This is a genomic window from Phocaeicola sp. HCN-6420 (assembly GCF_037890145.1).
GTDB lineage: Bacteria > Bacteroidota > Bacteroidia > Bacteroidales > Bacteroidaceae > Phocaeicola.
This window is the reverse complement of record NZ_JBBKBJ010000010.1, coordinates 70845-86682: the sequence shown is the minus strand read 5'-3', so window position 1 is coordinate 86682 and position 15838 is coordinate 70845. Positions and strand designations below refer to the sequence as shown.

Below are 15838 nucleotides of genomic sequence, written 5' to 3'. Positions count from 1 at the left end.
CATGCTTTTAGTTACATCTGCAAATGTAATAAAAAAATGGAATAACCGAAAAACAGTCACAACCTTCCCTCGTCGCAATAACTGTAATAATCCCCGTCGGTTATCACCAGATGATCGAGCAGGCGGATGTTCATCAGCTCGGCAGCACGCCGTACAGCCTCCGTCAGCCGGTCGTCGTCACGGCTGGGAGAGGTATTTCCCGAAGGATGGTTATGACAAAGCACCATCGATACCGCACGTTTCAACAAAGCTTCACGCAAAATACAGCGGACATCCACCTGTGTGGAAGCCAGTCCGCCATGACTGATACGAATACGGTCTATTACCTTCGACGACTGGTTAAGCAACAACACCCAGCATTCCTCCACCGAGAGGTCACACATCAGCGGATAAAACACTTCGTATATGTCTTTGGAACATCTCACTTGCCGACGTTCCAGAGGTTCTTCCTCCATCCGTCGCCTGCCAATCTCCGAAGCAGCCAGAATTGTGACAGCCTTTGCCGGACCTATTCCCTTGTAGCGGCAAAGCTCCTCGATAGTTGTCTTTCCCAGTTCACCCAAGCTGTTGCGGTGGTCGCCCAGCACTTTCCGCATCAGCTCCACCGCCGAATCTTCCGTATTACCCGAACCAATCAGGATTGCCAGCAGTTCGGCATTCGACAACGCCGCAGCGCCATGCTGCATCATTTTCTCACGCGGGCGGTCTTCTTCCGCCCATTGGTTGATAGTCAGTTTGTTTTCCATTTACTCATAAAAGTTCTTCTCGAAGGCGGAAAACGCTCCCTTGCCTCGCACACAGCGTTTCCACCATGCCGACAAGAAGCCGGTTCCATACCCCGTCAACTGTATAAACGCAGCAATGACGGATAATATACCGATATACAAACTTTTATTTTGTATGGAAGAATCAATGAATATAATCACAGCAAACAAGGCAAGCAGCAAAAGTGCCCACGGACACACCAGCGAAGCAAGCAGCACCAGCACCACACCTACCGTAAAAACGGCAGGAAGCATGTGTACCAGTTTAAGCGACTCCGGGTATTTCTTATACAGATTGATGCGTGCGATACCCGAATTGTGCACCTGTTTGAAGAACTTTTTCAGGTCGGTACGACGCTTGTGCCATACCCATGCTTCGGGAAACAAGCGGCAACGATACCCTCCTTTAAAGATACGGATGCTGAAATCAATGTCTTCGCCAAAACGCATCTTCGAGAAACCTCCCAGCGCACGATACACCTCGGCACGTACGCCCATATTGAAACTGCGCGGATAAAACTTATCCATTTTCTTCTTTCCCCCGCGGATACCTCCCGTAGTAAAGAAAGAAGTCATGGCATAGTTGATTGCCTTTTGGGTAGGCGAGAAAGAATCGTGCGCACGGTCCGGTCCACCGAAGGCATCGGCAGGCTCACGTTTCAGTTCTTCGTCGACGGCAGCCAGATAACCCGGCGGCAGCACACAATCCGAATCCAGAATCAGCAGATATTCTCCCCGACTGCGTTCAGCCCCGAAGTTGCGGGTCTGCCCCGGTCCGGAGTTAGGCTTATTATAATAATGTACATCCAGTTGCGTACGGTATTTCTCCACTACCTGCTCACAAGGTACGGACGATCCGTCTTCCACAACCAGCACTTCAAAATCATCCAGCGTCTGTTCCGTCAGACTTTGCAGCAGCTCATCCACCTCATCGGGACGATTGTATACGGGAATAATAAAAGAATATCTCATAGTCTGTTCGTTCGGTTTATTTTACAAAGATACGTCTTTCTTGAAAGTATGCTGAACTTTGGCGGAGTTTCTTCAACATTTTCCGCATACACAACGAACGGTTTCTGAAAGCCTGCCGGGTTCCGGATATTTTTTGTACAAAGTTTTTTGGATTTTGTACAAAAAATAAAAAAACGTCCCGACATTTTCCGCAAAAGACAACGGACAGCCGACAACATCGCCAGCACGATTTTTTCCGGCAACAAACGATTTGTTTTCCCCATCTTCGGCGAGAGAAAAAGAAAAAAAGAAGAAATTTTTATTCTTCCCTTGTTACAAAACATATAGCTTTACGTTTACCTTTTTGAAAACAATTCGTACGACCCGATTAACAAAGCATGAGTAAAGAAACACTGACATCGACTTTCACCGAGCTGAGAAACGGTTTTCTCAGACTGGCCATGCGCTTCCTGCCCAATAAGGAGGATGCCGACGATGCACTACAGGAGGCGTTCTTCCGCTTGTGGAAGCATGCCGACCAGATCGGTTCGCGCGAAGAAGCAGAAGCCCTCACGGTAGTCACGGTAAAGAATTTGTGCATCGATACCTTGCGCAAGAAGAATCACCTGCCTACGGTGGAGCTGGACGAGAACCGGGATGATTCCATCTCCGATTCGGCAACCGACAGTCTGGAGAAAGAAGAACGCTTCCGCATGGTGGAACGTATCATCGAACTCCGGCTGACACCTCTCCAGCAGCAGATTCTGCACATGAAAGAATACGACGGAAAGACGTACAGCGAAATAGCCGAAAGTCTGGGCATGCAGGAACCTGCCGTACGCATGCAACTGTCGAGAGCGAGAAAAGAAATCAGGGAATGTTACTTAAAACAAATGGAACGATGAAAGAATACGAACGGACTTTTCAACAGTGGAAGGAGCTGGCGGCACGGTATTTCGAGGCCGAAACGACCGATGCGGAAGAAGAGGCGCTGGCACGCTTTCTGGCTACTCCGGAGGCACAAGGCAAAGAGTTCGATGAACTTCGTGCCGTCATGGGATATGTCGCTACCGGACGCGCCGTACACCGCAAGCAGCGGACACGCAGCATACGGTTGCGGTACTATGCGGCAGCAGCGGCAGTTGCAGCCATCCTAACGATGGTAACCGCCTGGCAGTGGACGGAAAGGGCGAACGTATGCGTGGCCTACATCAACGGCGAACGCTGTACCGACAAGGAAATTGTACTGGCCGAGGCCCTGAAATCGGTGGAAAAGGTACGCCACGATTCACCCGAAGAAACCCTTCAAGGGCAGTTATCGGATATCTTCCAGACGCTGGAGGAAGGAGAATCTGCATCAGTTGACAATCAAAAATAAATAGATATATGATAAGACGATGGATTATAATATGGATGACTCTGCTGATTGCACTGCCTCTGTGGGCACAGAAAGGCATGCATGTAGAGTCCCTGTTCGGTGGTCGTTTCAAGCAAGACAAACGGGCGGTAGAAGTTCTTATCAAAGGTAAGGAACTGAAAAAGTACCACCTGACGCTTTTCCGCAGCCTGACGGTGACCGATGCTTCGGCGTTGTCGGAAGAAATCGAAGCACTCGTCAGCCAGGATGCCGCATCGGCCGTCGACAAGGAGGTGGGAACGGTAGGGAAACGGCTCTACTATGGTTTCTATTGTTTCCCGGCACGAGATGAAAGTTACCGGTATCTGTTCTACCGGAATGCCGCAATAGCTCCCGGCGGCAGCAAGAAACCGGAAGTGACTGTGGTATACATGGAGGGACAAGTCACGCTGGAAGAGCTGAAACAACTGTTCAAATAAAATGGTAATTCATAATACAACTGAAAATATGAGAAAAATATTTTTGCTGGCAGGACTCCTGCTGGCTGCGGCAAACGGATATGCCGGAAGTACAGACTCGCTGAAAGTAGAAAGTGTAGTAAGTGTGGAAAATCCGGAACGGGTAACCATTACGGAATCAGACAATCGTTTCAAGGTCGAAATAGAGGGTAAGAAAGGGAATCCTAACTTCCGTTATACCCGTGATGTGGAATTATCTCCTTCAGAAGTTTCCGTTACAAAGGAACGCAGCAGCAACTGGGATTTCAACATTCCGTTCAAAAAACGCACATCGGCAAAAAGAAACAAGCGGAATGAATTTCAGGTGAAAGACTTCAAGATAGGACTTTCCAGCGTACAAGGAGCCCCCAACGGCATGGATGTGAACATGGGCTCATCGTGGGAAATCACCACTCCTACCTTCGGATGGGCCTATTACCCGTGGAATACAGAAACCTCCCTCTCCATCGGAGTTGCGTGTAGCTGGCGCAACTACCGGATGACGGGCAAGCAGCGTTTTATAAAAGATGCAGGAACCGATATATATATCGGCAGTTATCCGGAAGGAGCCGACATTCAGTTCTCACGTATCAAAGTATTCAGTTGGGCGTTTCCCGTTATGTTTACTCATGAAACGAAAAACGATTTCAGCTTCAGCGTAGGAGCCATCGTCAATTTCAACACGCATGCCAGCCTGAAAACGCGGTATAAGCTGGAAGGACAGGAATACAAACTGACCGACAATAACATTCATCAGACTCCGGTTACAGTCGACCTCCAAGCCTCCATCAGCTACAAGTCTGTAGGATTCTACGTAAAATACAGCCCGTGCAAAGTACTCGACACAGCATACGGCCCCGAATTTACGGCATTGTCGGTAGGACTTATCCTGTTCTGACGATGAGCCGGCAATAAACCAAAAAGCCATTCCCGCTTCATTGCAGGAATGGCTTTTCACCTATTATATATATCAGTCTGATAAATTATGCTTTTACACGACCTACGTAAGAACCATCGCGAGTATCAACTTCGATGATTTCGTCCTGATTGATGAACAAAGGCACACGTACAGTAGCACCTGTTTCAACAGTAGCAGGCTTAGTAGCGTTTGTAGCAGTATCGCCTTTCAGTCCCGGCTCTGTGTAAGTAACCTTCAACTGAACCTTAACCGGCAATTCAGCGAACAAGATAGTTTCAGTAGAAGCATCAGATACAACGTCTACTACCATTTCTTCTTTCAGGAAGTCAACACCTTCGATCAGATCGTGAGCGATAGGCACCTGTTCGTATGTTTCCTGGTTCATGAAGATATAATCTTCACCTTCCTTGTACAAATACTGGTACGGACGGCGTTCTACACGTACATCTTCCAGTTTTTCACCGATGTTGAAACGACGTTCCAATACATAACCATCAACAACATCTTTCAGTTTTGTACGCATGAAAGTGTTTCCTTTACCCGGTTTTACATGCAAAAAGTCGATACAGAAATACAGCTTTCCATCCATACGGATAGCTGTTCCGATCTTAATGTCTTGAGCATTAATCATAACTAAATCCTTTTATTATTATGTTATTATTGATTGTTGCGTAATAATTCGAGTGCAAAATTAATCTAAATCACGAAAAAACGCAAAAAGATTTGTCTAAAAATGATTTAGCTATTGGTTTATTTAAAAAAAGTCACTAATTTTGCAGCCCGAACGCATAGAATAATAACATAAATAGTATATACGAAAATGAAAAGAACTTACCAACCCTCTAACAGAAAGAGAAGAAACAAACACGGTTTCCGCGAAAGAATGGCAACTGCAAACGGTCGCCGAGTATTGGCTGCACGTCGTGCTAAAGGTCGTAAAAAACTGACTATATCAGACGAATACAACGGCGTTAAAGCATAAGAACGTTAGACAGAAAGATTTAAGAGAGCCGCAAGATGCTGAGATAGCGTTTTGCGGCTTTTCTTTTCACAAAGCATAGCGGAAAAGAAAAAATTGTATCTTTGCAAAAATTATATAGCTGAATAATATGGTGACACTGAAAGATTTCTTTTCATTCAAGAATAACCGTTTTTTCTGGCTCAACATCATCGGTATGGTGGTAGCCATTGTTGTTATCGTGTACGGTACGTTGTGGGGACTTGACATCTATACTCATCACGGAGAATCGTATGTAGTGCCCAACATTAAGAATAAGGAGTTAAGCCAGGCGCAGATATTGCTGAACCAGCAATCCATGCAAGGCGTAGTAATAGATTCGAATTATGTAAAGGAACTGCCCGCGGGCATCGTTCTCGACCAGACTCCGGCTGGAGGAATGCGGGTAAAGAAGGGAAGAACCATCTACCTGACCATCAATACCAACGAGGTTCCTAAGGTGAAAATTCCTGATGTCATCGACAACAGCTCCATGCGTCAGGCTGCCGCCAAGCTGAAAGCCATGGGATTCCGTCTGACGGAACCCGAAATGGTAGCGGGAGAACAAGACTGGGTATACGGCATCAAGTATAGAGGACGTTCGCTGAAGGCAGGCGACAAAGTACCGAGCGAGGCGCTGCTGACGCTGTGTATCGGCAGCACGCAAATACGTGATTCGCTGAGCATGGACTCACTTAATATGCAGATAGAAATGGATGCAGCAGGAGAAGAGGCTCCTACTGTAGACGATTCGTGGTTCTAAAAGATTCAACAAGTTCAAGACAACGAATGGCAGAAGATTATATAAACGAACTGGACGACTCGCTGGATGATGTAGAGCCGGTAGAGCGTTCCTCCGAATTATACGAACATTTCCGTGTAGTAGTAGATAAAGGACAGACTCCGGTGCGCATCGACAAGTATCTGTTCGAACGCATCGTCAACGCTTCGCGCAACCGTATTCAGGCTGCTGCCGATGCGGGGTTTGTCATGGCAAACGGCAAGCCGGTAAAAAGCAGCTACAAGGTAAAGCCGCTCGACGTGCTGACCGTCATGATGGACCGTCCACGCTACGACAATGATATTATTCCCGAGGATATTCCGCTGAACATTGTTTACGAGGATGATGACCTGATGGTCATCAACAAACCTGCGGGACTGGTAGTACATCCGGGGTGCGGAAATTATCACGGCACGCTGGTGAATGCCATTGCCTGGCATCTGCGTGACGTACCTTCCTACGATCCAAACGACCCGCAGGTGGGACTGGTTCACCGTATCGACAAGGACACTTCGGGATTGCTGGTTGTGGCCAAGACTCCCGATGCAAAGACCAGCCTGGGATTGCAGTTCTACAACAAGACCACCAAGCGCGAATATAATGCACTGGTGTGGGGCATCATCGATGAAGATGAAGGTACCATCACCGGAAACATCGGACGTAATCCCAAAGACCGCATGCAGATGGCTGTCATGAGCGACCCTACTCAGGGTAAACATGCTGTGACTCATTATCAGGTACTGGAGCGTCTGGGTTATGTCACACTGGTAAAGTGTGTGCTGGAAACCGGACGTACCCATCAGATTCGTGTACACATGAAGCACATCGGACACGTATTGTTCAACGATGAGCGTTACGGTGGTCACGAAATACTGAAAGGTACTCACTTCAGCAAGTACAAACAATTTGTAAACAACTGCTTCGAGATTTGTCCCCGTCAGGCACTTCACGCCAAAACGCTGGGATTTGTTCATCCGCGTACAGGCAAAGAGATGTTCTTTACATCCGAATTGCCCGAAGACATGACCCGTCTGCTGGACAAATGGAGAACATATATAAGTAACAGAGAAGAATAACAAACAAATTATGAAACGCATCATTGCTATTGTTGCCGGAGGAGATTCTTCGGAACATGATGTCTCCATGCGTAGCGCAGAAGGCATATACTCTTTTATCGACAAAGATAAGTACACCTTATATATAGTAGAGCTCACCAAGAAAAAATGGGAGGCTTTGTTACCCGACGGCAGTCGTGCACCGATAGACAAGAACGATTTCAGCTTCAGTCACGACGGACAAAAGGTGAAACCCGACTTTGCATACATTACCATCCACGGCACTCCGGGAGAAAATGGTATTCTGCAAGGCTATTTCGAACTGCTGGGTATCCCCTACTCTACTTGCGACGTACTGGTTTCGGCCATGACATTCAGCAAATTCACACTGAACCAGTACCTGAAAGGTTTCGGTGTACGTGTAGCCGAATCGCTGCTGGTAAATAAACGCCACGGCATAAGCGATCAAGATGTCATCGAGAAAATTGGTCTTCCCTGCTTTATCAAGCCTAATGCCAGTGGCTCCAGCTTCGGAGTAACAAAGGTAAAGACAGCCGACCAGATACAGCCTGCCCTGAAAGAGGCCTTTGCCGAATCGGACGATGTCATGATTGAGGCTTTCATGGATGGTATTGAACTTGCCAACGGCTGCTACAAGACCAAAGACAAATCGGTTGTCCTTCCCATTACCGAAGTTGTCAGCAAAAATGAGTTCTTCGACTATAATGCAAAATATAAAGGCGAAGTGACTGAAATCACTCCGGCACGCCTTAGCCCGGAACTGACCGACCGTGTACAGAAACTGACTTCGGCTATCTACGACATACTGGGATGCAAGGGTATTGTACGCGTGGACTACATCATCACGGAAGGAGAAAAAATCAACATGCTGGAAATCAATACCACTCCGGGCATGACAGCTACCAGCTTCATCCCGCAGCAGGTTCGTGCCGCCGGCATTGACATCAAGGATGTCATGACAGATATTATCGAAGATTCATTTCAAAAATAACCGGAAATTCCGTATATTTGAACATTGACTTATAAAACAGAAAAACATGAACATACCTGCCGAGTTTGACGAAATCCGTCCCTATTCTCCCGAAGAGCTTCCACAGATCTTCAAGGAGTTGTTAGCCGATCCCTCATTTCAGGCAGTGCTGACAAATATCATTCCCGGGGTACCTGTTGAAATGCTTGCTGCAAAGCTGTATCAATGTAAGACGAATCTGGATGTACAGAAGACATTTTTCCACAAACTGCTCCACGATATCATCGACAAGTACAGCGATGGTTTCGACATGGACACATCTTCGCTGAGTGATAAGAGCCGGAATTATACTTTCGTTTCGAATCACCGCGACATTGTTTTAGACCCGGGATTTCTGTCTGTCGGACTTTTAGACAATCATTTTCCGACAACCGTAGAAATTGCCATCGGCGATAATCTGCTGATCTTCCCATGGATCAAGAAACTGGTACGTATAAACAAGGCATTTATCGTACAGCGTGCCCTTTCGATGCGTCAGATGCTGGAATCATCGGCTCGCATGTCGCGTTACATTCATTTTGCGATTACGCAAAAAAAGGAAAACGTATGGATTGCCCAACGGGAAGGAAGAGCCAAAGACTCGAACGACCGGACACAGGACAGCGTATTGAAAATGCTTGCCATGGCGGGCGAAGGTGATATTATCGACCGGTTGAAAGAACTGAATATCGTTCCTACTGCCTTATCGTATGAATATGATCCGTGTGATTATCTGAAAGCGCAGGAGATGCAGCAGAAGCGTGATATCGAAGGGTTCAAGAAAAGTCAGGAAGACGACCTGAACAATATGCAGACAGGTATATTCGGTTACAAGGGAAGAGTACATTTCCAGACAGCTCCCTGCATCAACGAAGAACTGGAAGCCTTGCGAGGACTCCCTAAAACGGAAGTGTTCTCCAAGATATCCGAACTGATTGATGTGCATATCCACCGCAATTACCGTATCTATCCGGGAAATTATGTGGCATGCGATCTGCTGGAAGGCGGACAAACTTTTGCCAGTCATTATACAAATGACGATAAGGTGCGCTTCGAAAATTACTTGCAGAAGAAACTGGATATGATTCAGTTGCCCAACAAGGACGAAGCCTTCCTGCGCCGTTGTATGCTGACAATGTATGCCAATCCGGCACTCAACCACCAGAAAGCTCTGAACGTATGAAACAAGCGATAGCAATGGTTCTTCTTCTTTGCATGCTTCTTTGGGAAGGATGCAAGGAAGAAGACTATGTATACCCCAGTGTGGTAACCGAATTTATCGGTGTACAGACTGACCATGAGGGAACCATTTCACAACTGGTTGCAGATAACGGAACCGTATATCCCGTACTTCAGCGTGACGGTCTGGGAGGACTGGTAGCCGATACACTCTATCGTACTGTATCTATTTATGAGCCTATCGTACAGGAAGAAGGAAAAGAAACCGCCGCCCAACTGTATTCATGTCAGCTTGTTTTATCGATGGATCCGGTTGCTGAAGCCGCTTTCAAAGGAAACATCAAAACCGATCCGGTAGATATACAAAGTATCTGGCTGTCGGGCAACTATGTGAATATGATACTGCTGGTACAGTATAAGGACCAGACTCATGCATATCATTTCATTGATGAAGGCTTTATTCCCAACGAAGACGGTACGCAGACACTGAACCTGCGCCTGTACCACGACCGGAGGAACGATTATGAAGCGTTTACCAAACAAGTATACTTGTCGGTTCCGCTCAAGAATTATTTGCAATTGTTGAGAAAAGGCGATAAAATCCGCTTTAGCCTCAATACTTACAAGGAGCAAGAAACCTATCGGGAATTTGATTACCAATAAACAGTAAACACTATGATTAAGAGCATTTACTTTATGTTTTTTGTATGCGCCTGCCTGTTCGGGTTATTCGCATGCAGCGCCAAATCACAAGATAAATTCAAGAACCTGTCATCCGATGACTTCGAAAAACTGATTCAGGACGAAAATATTCAGCGGGTGGACGTACGTACTGTAGCCGAATATAGTCAGGGACATATTCCGGGTAGCCTGAACATCAATGTTCTGGACGAAAAATTTGCAGCAGAAGCAGATGAACTACTCGACAAGGAACGCCCGGTGGCTGTGTACTGCAAGAGCGGAAGAAGAAGTCGTAATGCAGCACGTATCTTGACTAAAAAAGGGTTTAAGGTTTACAACCTGGATAAAGGATTCGAAAACTGGAAGGAATCTGGTAAAGACATCGAACTCTAAAAAAATACACATGCGGACATTTACGGGAAATATCTGAACTTTCCACGCAAATGTCCGCATGTCTTTTTATCATAATACCGGCTTACTTCAACGACTGAAGCATACGTTTCAATACAACAGTAGCCGAAATTTCGCGATTGGCTGCTTCCGGAATAACCAGCGAAGTAGGTGCTTCTATCACATCATCTGTCACAATCATGTTACGGCGCACCGGCAGACAGTGCATAAAGTAAGCATTGTTTGTTACAGCCATGTGAGCAGTATCTACCGTCCAACTCATATCCTTACTCAGAATCTTACCGTAATCGGCAGGATTTGTCACTCCCGGACAAGCCCAGTTCTTGGCATAAATAAAATCTGCCCCTTCGAAAGCTTTCATCTGATCGTATTCGACATGTGCTCCACGTACAAATTTCGGATCAAGTTCATAACCTTTAGGATGAGTAATCACAAAATCTACATCTGCCTCATTCATAAAATCGGCAAATGAGTTAGGAACAGCCTGCGGCAGTGCACGAGGGTGAGGAGCCCATGTCAACACAACTTTCGGACGTTCTTTCTTTTTGTACTCTTCAATGGTAATCAAGTCGGCAAATGCCTGCAACGGATGTCCGGTTGCTGCTTCCATCGAAAACACCGGTTTGCCGGAGTACTGAATGAACTGATTCAAGATTTTTTCTGTATAATCGTCTTCACGACTTTCGAAACGGGCAAACGAACGTACACCGATGATGTCACAATAAGAAGCCATTACAGGAATAGCTTCAAGCAGATGTTCACTCTTGTCACCATCCATCACGACTCCACGTTCTGTTTCCAGCTTCCAAGCTCCCTGATTTACATCGAGGACAATCACATCCATGCCTAAGTTACGTGCCGCTTTCTGCGTACTAAGGCGGGTACGCAAGCTGTTGTTAAAGAAAATCAGCAAACAAGTGCGATGCTTGCCCAGCGATTCATATTTATAACGGTCCTTCTTTATTTCGAAAGCTTCTGCAAGGGCGGTCTTCAAATCACCCAGATCGAATACATTGGTATAGGTTTTCATACGATCTATTGTATATAAATTAATATTAGTACGGCAAATATACTATAAAAATACAATATAATAGTATATCATTTCGAATTCTTGCAAAAATATTCTATTTACGGATTTGTCCGTTGCCTTCAATCAGCCACTTATAAGTAGTTATTTCTCGCAATCCCATCGGTCCGCGTGCATGTAATTTCTGGGTACTGATACCTATTTCTGCTCCCAGTCCAAACTGTGCACCGTCTGTAAATGAGGTAGGTGCATTGATATATACACAAGCCGCATCGACCATAGCAGAGAAATAACCGGCAGCCTTTTTATCTTCGGCAACAATACATTCGCTATGTTTCGAACCGTATGTATAAATATGCGACACGGCTTCATCTATATCGGCTACCGTCCGCACTGCCATTTTATAATCGAGAAACTCTGTCCCGTAACTGTCGGCTGTAGCATGACAAAGCAATTCTGACGGATAATGACCATCCAAGGCTTTATAAGCAGCCTCATCGGCATAAATCGTAACTTTACTATCCTGAAGAGGAGCACATAAAGCTGGTAAATCTGCCAGTCGGGATGCATGAACCAACAGGCAGTCGAGTGCATTGCATACGCTGACACGACGGGTCTTTGCATTGTTGACAATAGCTGCTCCCTTTACAACATCGCCCGAGGCATCGAAATAAGTATGACAAACACCAGCTCCTGTTTCTATAACCGGAATGGTGGCTTCCCGACGTACATAGTTAATCAGATTGCTGCTGCCACGCGGAATAATCAGATCGACCAGTCCTTCGGCGTGAAGTAATTCGGCTGTTGCCTCACGACTTGCAGGCAGTAACTCTACTACATGTGTATCTATTCCCAGTTGTGCCAAGACTTCGTGTATCACTTTTACTATTGCCCGGTTCGAACAGTCGGCATCACTTCCACCTTTCAACACACATGCATTTCCACTTTTCAGGCAAAGCGAAAAGACATCGAAACTGACATTGGGACGTGCTTCATAAATAATGCCGATAACCCCGAAAGGAACACTTACTTTCTTCAGATGCAACCCGTTCGGACGAACGGTTTCCTCCAAGATTCTGCCGAGCGGGGAAGGCAGAGCTGCCACATTCCGCATATCGGATGCAATTCCTTCCAAACGTTCTTCCGTCAGTTTCAGCCTGTCGTACTTCGGGTTTGCAGGATCCATCCGCTGAAGGTCCTCCCGATTGGCTTCCAGTATTTCTCTACTATGCTTCACGGCTGCATCTGCAACTGCAAGCAACACCTTGTTTATCTGTTCTTCGTCCAACAATGCCAGCCGGCGGGAAGCCTGACGGACATCGTGTAAAACTTCATTTATATTCATACGACTATTTGTTACTCAATACAATGATTATCTGCAAAAATATCATTATTTCCATGATTTCAATTCTTTTCTTTATTTTTATATAAGATATTACGAAAACTTTCTTATCTTTGGATAAACATACAGAGAGTATCAACCCTTTTTATTAACCACTAAAACAACGAGCTATGGAAACTAAAACGTACGGATCACTGGTAGAAGTTTTCAGAGGCAGCCTCTGGGAAGCAGAATTAATAAAAGGTTTGTTAGAATCAGCCGGAGTATCAGCTATGCTGAAGAATGAAACATTATCAGCTGTCACCTCTCCTTATTTACCAACGGGAGATGTACTGGTAATGGTTAATAAAGAGGAAGAAGTTTATGCTAAAAAAGTAGTATTGGAAAGAAAAGTATGAAAAGAAAGATCTTTGCAGCGATGGCTGTTCTGGCTTTTTCAGCATTCAGCATGAATGCACAAACATTAAAATCAACTACATGGAAAGCCTACGGGGTTAGTTTTAAAGCTCCCGCAGGCTTTAATGTCGAAGATGATTCAGAAGAAGGATACATTATCAGTACGCCAACCTATTACATTACGGTACAGCTTTTGGAAGGAGAAGGTATTCAGCCTTCGGAACTTTCACAAGAGTTGAAAAACATTGCGACTGACGATGAAGTGACTAATCAAACGCCTGTTACCACTTTCGAACTTCCTCAGTTTTATGGTGCGCAACTGAAAGGGAACTGTGAAACCGAACAATGCGTATATTCTTATCTGCTGACAAAAGATGGAAGCAGCGGTTTTTACGTGTCCATCACCTATACAGACAAGAAAGACAATACTCCCGAAGCTATTCTGAAAAGCTTTACGCTGGAGGAATAATATGCCACTATCCAAAGGCATTATAAAAAGATACGATATAATGAAACGACCTATACCAACCTATATTTCAACTCGCTGGTGGAACACTTTGTTTTTATTGGCCATTTTATTGCCGATGAGAGTTCTGCCAGCAACAGCTCAAGATTACAATGAAACCACAGCCTTAACTTATAGTTGTCAGGATATTCCCAAAAGCATAACTTTCTGCGGGGAAAATATTGACCTGACCCGATTTGACCGGCGTGAACGCATCGATCGTGAATTACTGGCTTTCACGTATATGCATAGTACTTCCATACAAATGATCAAGCGGGCTAACCGGTATTTTCCGATAGTGGAATCCATTCTGCGTGAGAACGGAATTCCCGACGATTTCAAATACCTGATGTCGATAGAAAGTAATAATAACCCGCTGGCACGTTCGGGAGCCGGAGCTGCCGGACTCTGGCAACTAATGCCGGGTACAGCGCGTGACTTCGGTCTGGAAGTAGGACACAGTATAGACGAACGGTATCATGTAGAGAAAGCGACACAAGCTGCCTGCAAATATCTTAAACAGGCTTATGCCCGCTTCGGAAACTGGACCAGTGTAGCTGCATCATATAATGCTGGTCAAGGGCGTATTTCCCGCGAACTGGAACGTCAGTATGAAGAGAATGCTCTCGACCTCCAGCTTGTAGAAGAAACGGCGCGTTATGTTTATCGTATCTTAGCAGCTAAGATCATGTTTGCCAATCCACAGAAATTCGGTTTCCGTCTGCGTGCATGCGACTTATATCCGGTTATTCCTTATCATGAAATAAAGGTAGAAGAGAGTATTGAGGATCTTCCCCGTTTTGCTAAGGGAAGAGGTATTACATATGCTCTCTTACGAAACATGAATCCATGGATTCGCAGTAATTCGCTTCCGGTACACGGGAAGCAAGTGTATTATATCCGAATCCCTGACAAGGAAGAAATGCATTACAACCCACGGGTAATTATTGCACATGATCCGCATTGGGTAGTGAAAGAAAAATAAGATTCGTGATATACATACGATTAAAGGCCGTCAAAATTTCAATTCAGGAAGAACAAACCTTTAATCAAAAACATTCTTAGACACAAAAGGAAAGAGCCCGGTGCAATACCGAACTCTTTCTCTAAACGGATAATATTTAACCCGTTCATCTTTTTGGGGGCACTTCATTACTCAAATGAGCTTGATACGACTCTTTTTAATCTTGTAGTTACAATCGTTTATTGGGGGAAATCGTCATTTTAATGCTGCCATACTCTTCGTTTATAAGTAACCGGCTTTCCTCACCAGTCTATTTCTTTTAAACCTTTACTCCGCAAGTATTCATTTGCTTTACTAAAGTGCTTGCAACCAAAGAAACCATAATCGGCAGACCTCGGAGAAGGATGGACCGTTGTCAGAATACAATGCTTGGTTGCATCGATAAGGGAAGCTTTTGCCTTTGCATAACTTCCCCACAGCATAAAGACCAGGTTCTCGCGCTCGTCGCTCAATTTCTTGATGACAGCATCGGTAAATGTTTCCCATCCTCTGTTACGGTGAGAACCCGTCTGATAAGCTCTGACCGTAAGTACGGAATTCATCGAAAAGACTCCCTGCTCCACCCACCTGTCTAAATTACCGGATGAAGGAATAGGCTTACCTAAATCTTGATGAATCTCCTTGAAGATATTCATCAACGATGCCGGAATGGCCGTACCTTCGGGTACAGAAAAACAAACGCCATAATACTGTCCCGGAGTGGGATAAGGGTCCTGCCCCAAGATAACCACCTTGACCTTCTCAAACGGACATGCGTTGAAAATATGAAAGATTTGTGAACCTTGAGGCAAAACATGTTCATGCGCATACTCATAACGTACAAAATCTGTCAGCTGCTTGAAGTAAGGCTTATCGAACTCTTCCTGCAAACGCCAGCGCCAACTTTCTTCTATCTTGACATTCATATTTGTACTGCTTACTT

The 15838-nt window shown here is 45.4% G+C and carries 20 protein-coding genes; 14 read left to right on the top strand and 6 right to left on the bottom strand.

Annotation, left to right across the window (positions count from 1 at the left end):
• Positions 1-56: 56 nt before the first annotated feature.
• Complete coding sequence (gene radC / locus WKT12_RS08235; RefSeq protein ID WP_340319387.1) at positions 57-746, bottom strand: RadC family protein; 690 nt, start codon at positions 744-746, stop codon at positions 57-59.
• Positions 747-1736, bottom strand: a complete 990-nt coding sequence (locus tag WKT12_RS08230) for a glycosyltransferase (protein WP_340319386.1) — start codon at positions 1734-1736, stop codon at positions 747-749. It lies immediately after the preceding gene.
• Between the two features lie 377 nt (positions 1737-2113).
• Between WKT12_RS08230 and WKT12_RS08225 the strand changes: the two genes are divergently transcribed.
• From WKT12_RS08225 to WKT12_RS08210, 4 genes are read left to right on the top strand one after another with little or no spacing between them, the layout of a single operon-like run.
• Complete coding sequence (locus tag WKT12_RS08225; RefSeq protein WP_340319385.1) at positions 2114-2620, top strand: RNA polymerase sigma factor; 507 nt, start codon at positions 2114-2116, stop codon at positions 2618-2620.
• Complete coding sequence (locus WKT12_RS08220; RefSeq protein WP_340319384.1) at positions 2593-3093, top strand: hypothetical protein; 501 nt, start codon at positions 2593-2595, stop codon at positions 3091-3093. Before WKT12_RS08225 ends, WKT12_RS08220 begins: the two co-directional genes overlap by 28 nt.
• An 8-nt stretch (positions 3094-3101) precedes the next feature.
• Positions 3102-3551, top strand: coding sequence for a DUF6108 family protein (locus WKT12_RS08215; protein ID WP_340319383.1), 450 nt, complete (start codon positions 3102-3104; stop codon positions 3549-3551).
• 28 nt (positions 3552-3579) lie between these two features.
• Positions 3580-4467: a hypothetical protein gene (locus WKT12_RS08210; protein WP_340319382.1), complete on the top strand. Its 888-nt coding sequence runs from the start codon at positions 3580-3582 to the stop codon at positions 4465-4467.
• An 85-nt stretch (positions 4468-4552) separates the two neighbouring features.
• On the opposite strand, the gene efp is transcribed toward WKT12_RS08210, so the two are convergent.
• Positions 4553-5119, bottom strand: coding sequence for an elongation factor P (gene efp, locus WKT12_RS08205; RefSeq protein ID WP_021970464.1), 567 nt, complete (start codon positions 5117-5119; stop codon positions 4553-4555).
• Positions 5120-5308: 189 nt separating this feature from the next.
• On the opposite strand from efp, the gene rpmH reads away from it, so the two are divergent.
• The 7 genes from rpmH (at position 5309) to WKT12_RS08170 (ending at position 10604) form a co-directional block, all read left to right on the top strand.
• Positions 5309-5470 carry a 50S ribosomal protein L34 gene (rpmH, locus tag WKT12_RS08200; RefSeq protein WP_022232036.1) on the top strand — a complete coding sequence of 54 codons (162 nt, stop codon included), beginning with the start codon at positions 5309-5311 and terminating at the stop codon, positions 5468-5470.
• A 127-nt stretch (positions 5471-5597) separates the two neighbouring features.
• On the top strand, positions 5598-6248 hold the full coding sequence (locus tag WKT12_RS08195) for a PASTA domain-containing protein (RefSeq protein ID WP_340319381.1): 651 nt from the start codon (positions 5598-5600) through the stop codon (positions 6246-6248).
• 26 nt (positions 6249-6274) lie between these two features.
• The gene (locus tag WKT12_RS08190; protein ID WP_021970022.1) at positions 6275-7342 is read left to right on the top strand and encodes an RluA family pseudouridine synthase; all 1068 of its coding nucleotides are present in this window, start codon (positions 6275-6277) and stop codon (positions 7340-7342) included.
• Between the two features lie 10 nt (positions 7343-7352).
• Positions 7353-8333 carry a D-alanine--D-alanine ligase gene (locus WKT12_RS08185; protein ID WP_340319380.1) on the top strand — a complete coding sequence of 327 codons (981 nt, stop codon included), beginning with the start codon at positions 7353-7355 and terminating at the stop codon, positions 8331-8333.
• Positions 8334-8379: 46 nt separating this feature from the next.
• Positions 8380-9534 carry a 1-acyl-sn-glycerol-3-phosphate acyltransferase gene (locus tag WKT12_RS08180; RefSeq protein ID WP_021970020.1) on the top strand — a complete coding sequence of 385 codons (1155 nt, stop codon included), beginning with the start codon at positions 8380-8382 and terminating at the stop codon, positions 9532-9534.
• Positions 9531-10193, top strand: coding sequence for a NigD1/NigD2 family lipoprotein (locus tag WKT12_RS08175; protein ID WP_340319379.1), 663 nt, complete (start codon positions 9531-9533; stop codon positions 10191-10193). The genes WKT12_RS08180 and WKT12_RS08175 overlap by 4 nt, the downstream gene beginning before the upstream one ends.
• 12 nt (positions 10194-10205) lie before the next feature.
• A complete protein-coding gene (locus WKT12_RS08170) occupies positions 10206-10604 on the top strand; it encodes a rhodanese-like domain-containing protein (RefSeq protein WP_021970018.1) in 399 nt (132 codons plus the stop codon).
• Between the two features lie 82 nt (positions 10605-10686).
• Here WKT12_RS08170 and WKT12_RS08165 read toward each other — a convergent pair whose 3' ends face one another.
• Both WKT12_RS08165 and WKT12_RS08160 read right to left on the bottom strand, forming a co-directional pair.
• Positions 10687-11652, bottom strand: a complete 966-nt coding sequence (locus tag WKT12_RS08165) for an acetylornithine carbamoyltransferase (RefSeq protein WP_021970017.1) — start codon at positions 11650-11652, stop codon at positions 10687-10689.
• A gap of 94 nt (positions 11653-11746) precedes the next feature.
• On the bottom strand, positions 11747-12994 hold the full coding sequence (locus tag WKT12_RS08160) for a glutamate-5-semialdehyde dehydrogenase (RefSeq protein WP_340319378.1): 1248 nt from the start codon (positions 12992-12994) through the stop codon (positions 11747-11749).
• A gap of 167 nt (positions 12995-13161) precedes the next feature.
• On the opposite strand from WKT12_RS08160, the gene WKT12_RS08155 reads away from it, so the two are divergent.
• The 3 genes from WKT12_RS08155 (at position 13162) to WKT12_RS08145 (ending at position 14877) form a co-directional block, all read left to right on the top strand.
• Positions 13162-13389, top strand: coding sequence for a DUF2007-related protein (locus WKT12_RS08155; protein ID WP_021970015.1), 228 nt, complete (start codon positions 13162-13164; stop codon positions 13387-13389).
• The gene (locus tag WKT12_RS08150; protein ID WP_021970014.1) at positions 13386-13856 is read left to right on the top strand and encodes a hypothetical protein; all 471 of its coding nucleotides are present in this window, start codon (positions 13386-13388) and stop codon (positions 13854-13856) included. The genes WKT12_RS08155 and WKT12_RS08150 overlap by 4 nt, the downstream gene beginning before the upstream one ends.
• Before the next feature lie 115 nt (positions 13857-13971).
• Entirely contained in the window at positions 13972-14877 is a 906-nt protein-coding gene (locus WKT12_RS08145; protein ID WP_340319412.1) for a lytic transglycosylase domain-containing protein, read from the top strand.
• A 281-nt stretch (positions 14878-15158) separates the two neighbouring features.
• Here WKT12_RS08145 and ung read toward each other — a convergent pair whose 3' ends face one another.
• On the bottom strand, positions 15159-15821 hold the full coding sequence (gene ung, locus WKT12_RS08140) for a uracil-DNA glycosylase (RefSeq protein WP_340319377.1): 663 nt from the start codon (positions 15819-15821) through the stop codon (positions 15159-15161).
• Positions 15822-15838: the final 17 nt, after the last annotated feature.

What these genes read in the sequence shown, in the direction of transcription:
- radC (WP_340319387.1), bottom strand. Translation starts at nt 746, where the DNA reads ATGGAAAACAAACTGACTATCAACCAATGGGCGGAAGAAGACCGCCCG.
- WKT12_RS08230 (WP_340319386.1), bottom strand. Translation starts at nt 1,736, where the DNA reads ATGAGATATTCTTTTATTATTCCCGTATACAATCGTCCCGATGAGGTG.
- WKT12_RS08225 (WP_340319385.1), top strand. Translation starts at nt 2,114, where the DNA reads ATGAGTAAAGAAACACTGACATCGACTTTCACCGAGCTGAGAAACGGT.
- WKT12_RS08220 (WP_340319384.1), top strand. Translation starts at nt 2,593, where the DNA reads ATGTTACTTAAAACAAATGGAACGATGAAAGAATACGAACGGACTTTT.
- WKT12_RS08215 (WP_340319383.1), top strand. Translation starts at nt 3,102, where the DNA reads ATGATAAGACGATGGATTATAATATGGATGACTCTGCTGATTGCACTG.
- WKT12_RS08210 (WP_340319382.1), top strand. Translation starts at nt 3,580, where the DNA reads ATGAGAAAAATATTTTTGCTGGCAGGACTCCTGCTGGCTGCGGCAAAC.
- efp (WP_021970464.1), bottom strand. Translation starts at nt 5,119, where the DNA reads ATGATTAATGCTCAAGACATTAAGATCGGAACAGCTATCCGTATGGAT.
- rpmH (WP_022232036.1), top strand. Translation starts at nt 5,309, where the DNA reads ATGAAAAGAACTTACCAACCCTCTAACAGAAAGAGAAGAAACAAACAC.
- WKT12_RS08195 (WP_340319381.1), top strand. Translation starts at nt 5,598, where the DNA reads ATGGTGACACTGAAAGATTTCTTTTCATTCAAGAATAACCGTTTTTTC.
- WKT12_RS08190 (WP_021970022.1), top strand. Translation starts at nt 6,275, where the DNA reads ATGGCAGAAGATTATATAAACGAACTGGACGACTCGCTGGATGATGTA.
- WKT12_RS08185 (WP_340319380.1), top strand. Translation starts at nt 7,353, where the DNA reads ATGAAACGCATCATTGCTATTGTTGCCGGAGGAGATTCTTCGGAACAT.
- WKT12_RS08180 (WP_021970020.1), top strand. Translation starts at nt 8,380, where the DNA reads ATGAACATACCTGCCGAGTTTGACGAAATCCGTCCCTATTCTCCCGAA.
- WKT12_RS08175 (WP_340319379.1), top strand. Translation starts at nt 9,531, where the DNA reads ATGAAACAAGCGATAGCAATGGTTCTTCTTCTTTGCATGCTTCTTTGG.
- WKT12_RS08170 (WP_021970018.1), top strand. Translation starts at nt 10,206, where the DNA reads ATGATTAAGAGCATTTACTTTATGTTTTTTGTATGCGCCTGCCTGTTC.
- WKT12_RS08165 (WP_021970017.1), bottom strand. Translation starts at nt 11,652, where the DNA reads ATGAAAACCTATACCAATGTATTCGATCTGGGTGATTTGAAGACCGCC.
- WKT12_RS08160 (WP_340319378.1), bottom strand. Translation starts at nt 12,994, where the DNA reads ATGAATATAAATGAAGTTTTACACGATGTCCGTCAGGCTTCCCGCCGG.
- WKT12_RS08155 (WP_021970015.1), top strand. Translation starts at nt 13,162, where the DNA reads ATGGAAACTAAAACGTACGGATCACTGGTAGAAGTTTTCAGAGGCAGC.
- WKT12_RS08150 (WP_021970014.1), top strand. Translation starts at nt 13,386, where the DNA reads ATGAAAAGAAAGATCTTTGCAGCGATGGCTGTTCTGGCTTTTTCAGCA.
- WKT12_RS08145 (WP_340319412.1), top strand. Translation starts at nt 13,972, where the DNA reads ATGAGAGTTCTGCCAGCAACAGCTCAAGATTACAATGAAACCACAGCC.
- ung (WP_340319377.1), bottom strand. Translation starts at nt 15,821, where the DNA reads ATGAATGTCAAGATAGAAGAAAGTTGGCGCTGGCGTTTGCAGGAAGAG.